This window comes from Pseudomonas sp. 39004 (genome assembly GCF_028682155.1).
Classification (GTDB): Bacteria; Pseudomonadota; Gammaproteobacteria; order Pseudomonadales; family Pseudomonadaceae; genus Aquipseudomonas; species Aquipseudomonas capeferrum.
The window spans coordinates 37,732-48,485 of sequence record NZ_JANIAG010000021.1 but is presented as its reverse complement, the minus strand read 5'-3'; the positions used below and the strand labels follow the sequence as shown (position 1 = coordinate 48,485).

Here is a 10,754-nt window from a genome sequence, read left to right as displayed (position 1 = left end):
GCTACTGGCCCAGGTCACGAACTGTTGCGACCCATGCAAACACAGTGCAGTGACTCTACGCCAACTCCCGAGAAAAAAACAAGCCCTTGCTCGTCTGGAAAAACGGGCTTTCGCCGATAGCCGAACAATTTGTCGGAGACGGCATGGCGCCTGGGCTGGCGCCATGTTCATTCGTTATTGAACAGGTTCGAAATCGAATATGACAAACCTGTTCAAACACTTCACGTCTTGCTTTCAGCCGCGGTAGTAACGTTGTGCCACGAAAGGCATTTTGCTGACTTTCAAGGCCACCTTCTTGCCGCGTACAAGTGCAAACAGTGGTGTGTCTAGTGCGGTATGTTCGCTGTCGATATAGCCCATTGCGACAGGGGCGCCCAGTGTTGGGCCAAAGCCACCGCTGCAAACTTCGCCCACTGGCTGGTCGGCTGCATCGACGATCGGTGCACCTTCACGTACCGGCGTGCGTTCCTGCGGCAGCAGGCCGACGCGCTTGCGTGCCACGCCCTGTTGCTGTTGCGCGAAGATCGCCTCGGCACCTGGGAAACCACCGGCGCGGGCACCGTCGGCGCGGCGCACTTTCGAGATGGCCCATAGCAGGCTGGCCTCGATCGGCGTGGTCGCGGTGTTCATGTCGTGGCCGTACAGGCACAGGCCGGCTTCCAGGCGTAGCGAGTCACGCGCCCCCAGGCCTATCGGTTGCACCTCTGGCTCGGCCAGCAGGCGTCGGGCCAGCGCCTCGGCGGCATGGGCCGGCACCGAGATCTCGTAACCGTCCTCACCGGTATAGCCGGAGCGGCTGACGTAGCAGTCTTCACCCAGCAAGGTCACCGGGCGGAACTGCATGAAGGTCATGCCGGCCACTTCCGGGGCCAGGCGCTCCAGCACCTTGACCGCAGCCGGCCCTTGCAGGGCCAGCAGGGCGCGGGCCTCGAACAGCGGCTCAATCTCGCAGCGGCTGCCGATGTGTTTTTGCAGGTGGGCCAGGTCCTGGTCCTTGCAGGCGGCGTTGACCACCAGGAACAGCACGTCGTCACCGAGGTTGGCGACCATCAGGTCGTCGAGGATGCCGCCTTGCTCGTTGGTGAACATGGCATAGCGCTGCGTGCCCACTGGCAGGTCGACGATATCCACCGGCACCAGGCTTTCCAGTGCCTGGGCCGCCTCGCTGCCGCGCAGGATGATCTGGCCCATGTGCGAGACGTCGAACAGGCCAGCCTGCTCACGCGTGTGCAGGTGCTCTTTGAGCACGCCCAGCGGGTACTGCACCGGCATGTCATAGCCGGCAAACGGCACCATGCGCGCCCCCAGTTCCAGGTGCAGGGCGTGCAGCGGGGTCTTGAGCAGTGTTTCGGACATCGGTGACTCCTTGGTGTTGTTATCGGGTCAACATTCGATGATGTTGACGGCCAGACCGCCGCGGGCGGTCTCCTTGTATTTGCTTTTCATGTCGGCGCCGGTCTGGCGCATGGTGCGGATGACCTTGTCGAGCGACACGAAGTGCTGCCCGTCGCCGCGCAAGGCCATGCGCACGGCGTTGATCGCCTTCACCGAGCCCATGGCGTTGCGCTCGATGCAGGGCACCTGGACCAGCCCGCCGATTGGGTCGCAGGTCAGGCCCAGGTTGTGTTCCATGCCGATCTCGGCGGCGTTCTCCACCTGTTGCACGGTACCGCCCATGACTTCGCACAGGGCCCCGGCAGCCATCGAGCAGGCCACGCCGACCTCGCCCTGGCAGCCGACTTCGGCACCCGAGATGGAGGCGTTTTCCTTATAGAGGATGCCGATTGCCGCTGCCGTGAGCAGAAAACGCACCACGCCGTCTTCACTGGCGCCTGGGACGAAGCGCATGTAGTAGTGCAGTACCGCCGGGACGATGCCCGCCGCACCGTTGGTCGGCGCGGTGACCACGCGCCCGCCGTAGGCATTTTCCTCGTTGACCGCAAGGGCATAGAGGTTCACCCAGTCCAGCACCGAGAGTGCATCACGCAGGCTGGCTTCCGGGTGCTGGCTGAGCTGGCGGTACAACGCCGGGGCCCGGCGCTTGACCTTGAGCCCGCCCGGCAGAATGCCCTCATGCCGGTAACCGGCCTCGACGCAATCCTGCATCACTTGCCAGATCCGCAGCAGACCGGCGCGGGTTTCGGCCTCGGGGCGCCAGGCCGCCTCATTGGCCAGCATCACCTGGCTCACCGACAGATGGTGTGCAGTGCAGTGCCCGAGCAATTGCTTGGCGGTTGTGAACGGGTAGGCGAGTACCGTGCTGTCCTCGACGATGCGGTCGTGCCCGGCGGCCTCTTCGTCGACCACGAAACCGCCGCCCACCGAGTAGTACTCGCGGCTGCGAATTTGCAAACCGGCACTGTCCAAGGCGCGGAAGATCATGCCGTTGGGGTGATAGGCCAGTGGCTTGCGGATCATCGCCAGGTGCTGTTTTTCGATGAAGTCGATTTCGTGCTCGCCGAGCAGGCGCAGGCGGCCGCTGTCACGGATCGCCTGCAGGCGGGCGGGGATGGATTCGGTGTCGACGGTATCGGGGTGCTCGCCTTCCAGGCCAAGCAATACTGCCTTGTCGCTGCCGTGGCCCTTGCCGGTGGCGCCGAGTGAGCCATACAGCTCGGCCTTGACGCTGACCGTGTCGGCCAGCAGGCCGTCGCGGCGCAGGCCTTCGGCGAAGCGTGCAGCGGCGCGCATGGGGCCGACCGTGTGGGAGCTGGAGGGGCCGATGCCGATCTTGAACAGGTCGAAGACGCTCAGTGACATGGTGTGCCTCCTTTTGAACTTTTTGGGGCCGCGCGGCGGCCCCAAAGTTCTACAGACCGCCTCAGGCGTCCTGATAGCTCTCGATCGACGGGCAGGCGCAGACCAGGTTACGGTCGCCGAACACGTTGTCGACCCGGCCGACCGGTGGCCAGTACTTGCTTTGCACCAGGCTCGGCAGCGGGTACACAGCCTGCTCGCGGCTGTAGCCATGGGCCCAATCGCCAACCAGTTCCGCTGCGGTGTGCGGGGCGTTTTTCAGCGGGTTGTCGTCCTTGTCCAGGCTGCCGTTTTCCACGGCACGAATTTCTTCGCGGATCTGGATCATCGCGTCGCAGAAGCGGTCCAGCTCTTCCTTGGCCTCGCTTTCGGTCGGCTCAATCATCAGCGTGCCGGCCACCGGGAAGGACATGGTCGGGGCGTGGAAGCCAAAGTCGATCAGGCGCTTGGCCACGTCGTCGACGCTGATGCCGCTGGTGTCCTTGAGCGGGCGCAGGTCGAGGATGCACTCGTGGGCGACCAGGCCATTGCCACCGGTGTACAGAACAGGATAGTGCTCTTCCAGGCGGCGGGCGATGTAATTGGCGTTGAGAATCGCCATTTGCGAGGCGCGCTTGAGGCCGGCACCGCCCATCATGCGGATGTACATCCAGGTGATCGGCAGGATGCTGGCGCTGCCGAACGGCGCGGCGCACACCGCGCCCTGCGGGTTCTCCAGCTGCGCATGGCCCGGCAGGAACGGCGCCAGGTGCGACTTGACGCCGATCGGGCCGACGCCCGGGCCGCCACCGCCGTGGGGGATGCAGAAGGTCTTGTGCAGGTTCAGGTGCGAAACGTCGCCGCCGAACTTGCCCGGGGCGCACAGGCCGACCATTGCGTTCATGTTGGCGCCGTCGATGTAAACCTGGCCGCCGTTGTCGTGGATGATCGCGCAGATTTCGCCAATCGCTTCCTCGAACACGCCGTGGGTCGACGGGTAGGTGATCATGATGGCGGCCAGGCGCTCGCGGTGTTCGATGGCCTTGGCCCGCAGGTCCTCGACATCGACGTTGCCACGGGCATCACAGGCGGTGACCACCACACGCATGCCCGCCATGTTGGCGGTCGCCGGGTTGGTGCCGTGGGCCGAGGACGGGATCAGGCAGATGTCGCGATGGGCCTCGCCGCGGCTGCGGTGGTAGGCGCGGATGGCCAGCAGGCCTGCGTACTCGCCCTGGGAGCCGGCGTTGGGTTGCAGCGACACCGCGTCGTAGCCGGTAGCGGCGCACAGCATGGCTTCCAGCTCGGTGGTCATCTGCAGGTAACCCTGGCTCTGTTCGGCCGGGGCGAACGGGTGCAGGTTGCCGAATTCGGCCCAGGTGACCGGGATCATTTCACTGGCAGCGTTGAGCTTCATGGTGCACGAACCCAGCGGGATCATGCTGCGGTCCAGCGCCAGGTCCTTGTCGGCCAGGCGGCGCAGGTAACGCATCAGCTCGGTTTCGCTGTGGTAGCGGTTGAACACCGGGTGTTCGAGGATCGCCGACTGGCGCAGCAGGCCGGCAGGCAGCAACGAGCCGGTGCTGGCGGCGAGGGTGGCGAAGTCGGGTTGCGGCTGGTCGCCGGCCAGCAGTTGCCACAGCGCTTCAACGTCCGCCTGGGCGGTGGTTTCGTCGAGCGACAGGCCGACATGGCCCGCATCGACCTGGCGCAGGTTGATGCGCTGGGTGCGGGCTTTTGCGTGCAGGCTGGCGGTGGATTGGCCGGTTGCCAGGGTCAGGGTATCGAACGCGCTCTGGCCGACCACCTGGATGCCCATGGCCTTGAGGCCGGCGGCGAGGATGGCGGTCAGTGCGTGGGTGCGTTGGGCGATGCGCTTGAGGCCCTCCGGGCCGTGGTACACGGCGAACATGCTGGCGATGTTGGCCAGCAGCACCTGGGCGGTGCAGATGTTGCTGGTGGCCTTTTCGCGGCGGATGTGCTGCTCGCGGGTTTGCATGGCCAGGCGCAGGGCGGTCTTGCCGAAGCGGTCGATCGACACGCCTACCAGGCGGCCCGGCATGTCGCGCTTGAAGGCATCACGGGTGGCGAAGTAGGCCGCGTGCGGGCCACCGAAGCCCAGTGGCACGCCGAAGCGCTGGGCGCTGCCGATGGCCACGTCGGCCTCGAACTCGCCCGGCGGGGTCAGCAGGGTCAGGGCCAGCAGGTCGGCCGCCACGGCCACCAGGGCGTTGGCCGCGTGCAGGCGCTGGACCAGTTCGCGGTAGTCGAACACTTCACCGTTGCTGGCCGGGTACTGCAGCAGTGCGCCGAAGAAGGCGCTGACATCGGTCAGTTCGCGTTCGTCGCCGACCACCACGTCGATGCCCAGCGGCTCGGCACGGGTGCGCAGCACGTCGAGGGTCTGCGGGTGGCAGTGTACCGACGCAAAGAACGCATGGCTGCCCTTGTTCTTCGACAGGCGTTTGCAGAAGGTCATGGCCTCGGCAGCGGCGGTGGCTTCGTCGAGCAGGGAGGCGTTGGCGATCGGCAGGCCGGTCAGGTCGCTGATCAAGGTCTGGAAGTTTAGCAGCGCTTCCAGGCGGCCTTGGGAAATCTCGGGCTGGTAAGGGGTGTAGGCGGTGTACCAGGCGGGGTTTTCCAGCAGGTTGCGCAGGATCGGTGCCGGGGTGTGGGTGTTGTAGTAACCCTGGCCGATGTAGTTCTTGAACAGCTGGTTGGTGCCGGCGATGGCTTTCAGCGCCGCGAGGGCGTCGGCTTCGCTCTGGCCATCTTCTGCGCCGAGCACGCTGGTGCCCTTGATGCTGTCGGGGATGACCGCAGCGGTCATTGCGTCCAGCGACTCGAAGCCCAGGGTGGCGAGCATGGCCTGTTCGTCAGCGGCGCGTGGGCCGATGTGGCGGGCGATGAATTCGTTGGCGGTGCCGAGGTTGATGGTCATGGTGTGGTTCCTCAGGCGTCGTCGTTGGCTTTGATCAGGCGGTCGTAGGCGTCCTGGTCGAGCAGGGCGGTCACTTCGCTCATGTCGGCCGGGATGAAGCGGAAGAACCAGCCTTCGCCCATCGGGTCTTCGTTGACCAGCTCAGGGCTGTCATTGAGCCCTTCGTTGACGGCGACCACTTCACCGGTCAGTGGCATGTACACGCCGCTGGCGGCCTTGACCGATTCGACGGTGGAGGCTTCGGTAGCTTTTTCGTAATGCTGCAGCTCCGGCAGTTGCACGAAAACCACATCGCCGAGGGCGTTCTGGGCGAAGGCGGTGATGCCCACGGTGACGCTGCCGTCGGCTTCGACGCGCAGCCATTCGTGATCTTCGGTGAAACGCAACTCGCTCATGGGAAATCCTCGAAAGCAGGGCGGTAGGCGTGGTTAGCCACGCACTTGTTGGATTTCCTGTAGCAAAAATGTGGCCAATAAAATAAAAAGCTTATAAATCAATGGCTTGATAAATAGTCGAAGGCGTGTTGAAAATAGGGATGGAATGAAATCGATACAGAACACCCACGGCCCAAATCGCTAGTCGCGGCAAACCCTTACAGATACACATCGGAGTTGGGGTGTATTGATTTCAATACGATGTATCGAAATCAATACATTCACATCATCCAAGCCTGTCGGGCTACACCTGGCTCAGGCTGGCGACGCTTGACGCTGTTGCAGGCGCACCGTCAGCATCCCCGACAGCGAGATCAGCCAGAGCACCAGGAACACGCCCGCGATCGCCAGGTTCGACGCCAAGGGCAGCGCACTGACGATGCCCGAAGCCAGCGACCCGAATACCAGCATCAGGCAGCCTTGCAGGCTGGCCGCCACCCCTGCGCGGTCGGGGAAGAGGGACATGGAGCGGGCCATGGCGTTGGAGAAGATAAAGCCCTGGCCGAACGCGACAAGCATGATGCCACCCAGGATGCTGACCAGGTTCAACCCAGCAGGCATGGCGGCGATGCTCAACACGCCGAGCAGGAACAGCAGCATGCCCGTCCACATCAACGTGGCCGCCTGGACCCTGCGGATCAACGCACGATTGACCAGCGTCCCGACCAGATAGCAACTGCCCACCGCCAGTGCCGTGGTGCCGAAGTATTGTGCGTCGTGGCCCAGCCGCTCCTGGACGATATGCGGGCCAATCACGTTCCACAGCAAAAACGCCGAGAAACTTGCGCCCAGTACGATTACCGACGAGCGAAAGCGCCCGTCAGCCAGGATGCACCGGTAGCCAACCAGGGTTTGCATGGCACTGCGACGGGCAGTGGCGGGCAGCGATTCCTTGAGCCCGGCCAAGACGAACGCCATCACGATCACGGCATAGACCGCATACAGGACGAAATTGTAGCGCCAGCCCAGGTAGACCTCGATCATGCCGCCCACATACGGTGCGATGACGGGCCCGAGGCCGAACGCCAGGCTCAGATAGATAATGGCCACATAGAAACGCGGGCCCTTGACGATATCGACCAGCAAGGCACGGGCAACCACTTGGCATGCACCAATCGCAAAACCTTGCAGTGCGCGGGCGACCAACAGCATTTCGATGGAGGTCGAGAAGGTGGCCAGCAGGCTGCCGCTGAGGAACAGCGCCAGGCCCAGGATAACCGCCGGCCGGCGCCCGCGCGCATCGGTCATGATGCCGAAAAATAGCTGGCCGATGGCATAGAACAGCAAGGTGATGGTGATGGTGTTCTGCATGAGCGACGGGCTGGCGCCCAGCTCATGTCCGATTGACGGCATGCTGGGCGCATACAGGTCGATGGCGATCCCCCCGACGCTATTGATCAGGGGAGCAAGGAACACGATGAAATTCTCGTAACGCTTGCTTGTGTTCATGGTTACCTCCAGTGCTCCGGGCACGGCCATGCCCGGAGCCAGATGTGGTCAGGCGGATGCCTGGCAGGTGAAATGCGGCTGGCTCAGGGCCAGGGCGGGGGCATTGCCCCAGGTACTCGGCGCAGATAGGCGCGAAGCCACCACCCGTGGTCCGTGGTCGTAGTAGTTGCCCCAGTTGACGCCAGGGTCCCTGAGCTTGTTGCGGTCGGCACCGCCCAGGTCCTCGAGGGTGTCTACGAGGGGGATCAGCAATTGCCGCACCTGTTCGGTGGCGGTCAGTACCACCAAGCCGAAATTTCGCAGGGCCAGTGTCTTGATCACGTTGTTGAGCAGGTACTTCCCGGCCCCACTGCCGCTATGAAACGAGGCGAACGCGCCAACTTCGGCAATGCGTGCCCGATCGATGTGGTAGCGCTCATCCAGGCTCTGATCCAGGTAGTACTCGCTGAACAGCTTGCCGGAATCGCCGTAGCTGATCCCCGCACAGGCATAGCCTGGTGCCCCACCGTTGGCGCCGGTCAGGCAGACGAACAGATCGGGCTGTGGCTCTGGCGTCGCGCCATAGTGCTTGAGGTAGTGGGCACGTACCGCTTCCTGCAGGCATCGGTAGCCAGATCGGCCTTTGTAGAAATTACGCACGATGTACATGGTGGCTTCCTCAGGCGTACATCTGGTCGATGAACCGGGCTTCGATCTCGGCCCTGCGTGGCCGCCCCGTGACCGTGTAGAACTGATCACGGAAGGTGGCGATGTCAGCGATGACGCGAATCTGCCTGACCCTGGCAAAGTCGGCGAGCCGGTGCTCCAGGCGCGCCATTTCCTGGCGGACCGAGTCTGCGCAGGCGCTGCTCAAGACGATGGCGCAGGGCTCGTCCTTGCCTTCACCCATGACGATCATGTCGTCTACCAGGGCGCTCTCCTTGTAGACGTTCTCGACCCACTCGGGCGAGATGTTGCGTGCGGTAGACAGGATGATCACGTGCTTCTTGCGGCCGGTGATGTACAGATAGCCGTCGCGAAATTCGGCGATATCGCCGGTATGCAGATAACCGTCGGACAGGTCGCAGGCTGTATCGTCGGCGTTGTAGTAACCGGCACAGAGGGTCGGCGTGCGGACCAGCAATTCACCGTCGACCAGCTTGGGTTCGATACCATCGAGCAAGGTGCCTGCCGACCCGATACGCCGTTGCGCCGGTGAGTTGAGCGAAATGATCGAAGAGTTCTCGCTCAGGCCATAGGCTTCGAACACCTGTACGCCGTGCGCCTCCAGGGCTTCCAGGACCGTCACCGGAATTTTCGCGCCGCCGGTGATGATGTGCGGGCGTTGTGGCCCGAACAGTTCCTCGACCGAGCAGTGCTCGAGCAGCAGGTTGGCCTCTTCCAGCAGCTTGGGCGGCAGGTACAGGAAGTTCGGCTGGTTGGGCGCAATCAGCTGCAGGTACTGCCGTGCGTTACCGCTGGCTGCGCCGTATTCGGTCATGCCTTTGGGCATGAGGGTCAACGTGCCGCCCGAAAGAATCGGGATGAACACCCCCAGCACCTGCTCGATCAGCAAACTCATGGGGACGATCGAGAAGTAGTGCAGCGGCTGTTGTGGCAGACGCTTCATCACGTTATCGACCAGCAGCCCGACTGCCTCGTCGCGGATCATCACCCCTTTGGGTTTGGAGGTGGTGCCCGACGTGTGGATGATCGAAACAATCCCGTCCGGGATGAGCTCGTCCTCCTGGCGCCACTCGTCACCGATGGTGTCGTGCATGAGTTGCGCGGGGATGAAGCACGCCTTGTCCGGCAGAATAGCGTGCAGGCGGCCGGCGGTTTGCTCATCGCTGACGAACACTGCCGCCGCCTTGCCCAGCAGGCTGCCGATCTGGTCGTCGGAAAATTCGATGGGCACCGGTAGCAACACACCGCCCACTTTTTGAATCGCCAACAAGGTGTACACCCACTCGTAGCAAGAGCGCATGGCGATGCCAAACACTTTGCGTTCGCAGCGGCCAACCCGCCCCTCCAGTGCACTGGCCAGTCGCATCACGTCACGGCGCAATTCGTGCAAAGTGTAGGCGCGACCGTTCATTTCCTTGATCACTACGCGGTCTGGGGTGGCGGCCAGGTAGTCCTGCATTTTTTGGCTGATCATTGGCCGATACCTCCAATGCGATAGCTTTGCGCGCCGAATATGCGCCGAGAAGGGTCATCCAGGCGCCGGCGCCCGTGCATCACGCGCGTGTTGTCGATCACCACCAGGTCGCCCTTCTGCCAGAAGTGGCTATACGTATTGCGGGCGGTCACTTCTTTGATCTCGTCCCATATATCCAGGGCGATATCCTCGCCATCGGCCCAGGTGATAAGCGGCGGTTCATAGTTGACGCTGGGGCCGAGCATTGAATTGCAAAACGCTTGCTTGCCGCTGAAGCAACTGGTTTCAACCGCCGAGATAATCAGTTCGGACGCAATCAGGTTCTGATCGATGCGGCGATAGGTTTGGCCACTGACCTGTTGATTGACCTGGTGCAAGTGCTCGTCGGTAATGTCATCGATGGGCAGTTGCAGTTCAATGCTCAGAAAACGTTTTACATTGTTCCAGGGGATGCGCCGGCTGTAACGAATTTCACGGTTCTCAAAACACTTTCGGGTTTTCGCAGACAAGTCGAACAGTACCCGTTGGCCGTCGCACAGGGTCGTTTCAGAGCCCACTGCTGCAGGCTCCAGGCAGTAGAACCACTGCAGGTCGGGGTTGAATGGCAAGTTACCGTTCTCACGGTGCAGCCCCATTTCATTCACACCGGCCTCGATTTCTGCCGTGTTGGACGTAGCGGCTTTGCGGGCAGGGTCGAATGTCACGCGAGCGGAGTGCGCGCTGACGAACTCGTTGAAGTCCGGCAGTGTATCGGCAAAGTCGCGGTAGATAATGGCGCCACTGTGGGCGAGGTCTTCATAGAGTGTCGCACTGTTGATCGAATCGCCTACCCGCAGGGTGCGGTCGACGGCATAGATACATTCGAAACCGTAGCACGGTGTCGGTTGTCGATAGAACGGAAACACCGTGGATTGTACGTGCGCCAGCATGACTTATTCCTCCTTGAACTGTGGGTCAGGTAGATCATCGCTACCCGATAACCTCACAGTAAGTGAAAAGAACAAGCTGCTGGTTTTAAGAAATTTAAACGCCTTGGGAAAATTTAATAAAGCGG

8 protein-coding genes are annotated in these 10,754 nt (G+C 62.5%); all 8 read right to left on the bottom strand.

What is annotated here, in order from left to right:
* Positions 1-234 precede the first annotated feature (234 nt).
* Positions 235-1,356 (bottom strand): glycine cleavage system aminomethyltransferase GcvT, encoded by a 1,122-nt coding sequence (gcvT, locus tag NP534_RS06095; protein WP_274098133.1) that lies wholly within the window; start codon positions 1,354-1,356, stop codon positions 235-237.
* 27 nt (positions 1,357-1,383) lie between these two features.
* A complete protein-coding gene (locus NP534_RS06090) occupies positions 1,384-2,760 on the bottom strand; it encodes an L-serine ammonia-lyase (protein ID WP_274098132.1) in 1,377 nt (458 codons plus the stop codon).
* A 61-nt stretch (positions 2,761-2,821) separates the two neighbouring features.
* Positions 2,822-5,677 (bottom strand): aminomethyl-transferring glycine dehydrogenase, encoded by a 2,856-nt coding sequence (gcvP, locus tag NP534_RS06085; RefSeq protein WP_274098131.1) that lies wholly within the window; start codon positions 5,675-5,677, stop codon positions 2,822-2,824.
* Positions 5,678-5,688: 11 nt separating this feature from the next.
* Positions 5,689-6,072: a glycine cleavage system protein GcvH gene (gene gcvH, locus NP534_RS06080; RefSeq protein ID WP_274098130.1), complete on the bottom strand. Its 384-nt coding sequence runs from the start codon at positions 6,070-6,072 to the stop codon at positions 5,689-5,691.
* A 294-nt stretch (positions 6,073-6,366) separates the two neighbouring features.
* Positions 6,367-7,560, bottom strand: a complete 1,194-nt coding sequence (locus tag NP534_RS06075; protein ID WP_274098129.1) for a multidrug effflux MFS transporter — start codon at positions 7,558-7,560, stop codon at positions 6,367-6,369.
* A 48-nt stretch (positions 7,561-7,608) separates the two neighbouring features.
* Positions 7,609-8,208: a thermostable hemolysin gene (locus tag NP534_RS06070; RefSeq protein WP_274098128.1), complete on the bottom strand. Its 600-nt coding sequence runs from the start codon at positions 8,206-8,208 to the stop codon at positions 7,609-7,611.
* A gap of 10 nt (positions 8,209-8,218) precedes the next feature.
* Positions 8,219-9,700, bottom strand: coding sequence for an AMP-binding protein (locus NP534_RS06065; RefSeq protein WP_274098127.1), 1,482 nt, complete (start codon positions 9,698-9,700; stop codon positions 8,219-8,221).
* A complete protein-coding gene (locus NP534_RS06060) occupies positions 9,697-10,629 on the bottom strand; it encodes a TauD/TfdA family dioxygenase (RefSeq protein ID WP_274098126.1) in 933 nt (310 codons plus the stop codon). The genes NP534_RS06065 and NP534_RS06060 overlap by 4 nt, the downstream gene beginning before the upstream one ends.
* Positions 10,630-10,754: the final 125 nt, after the last annotated feature.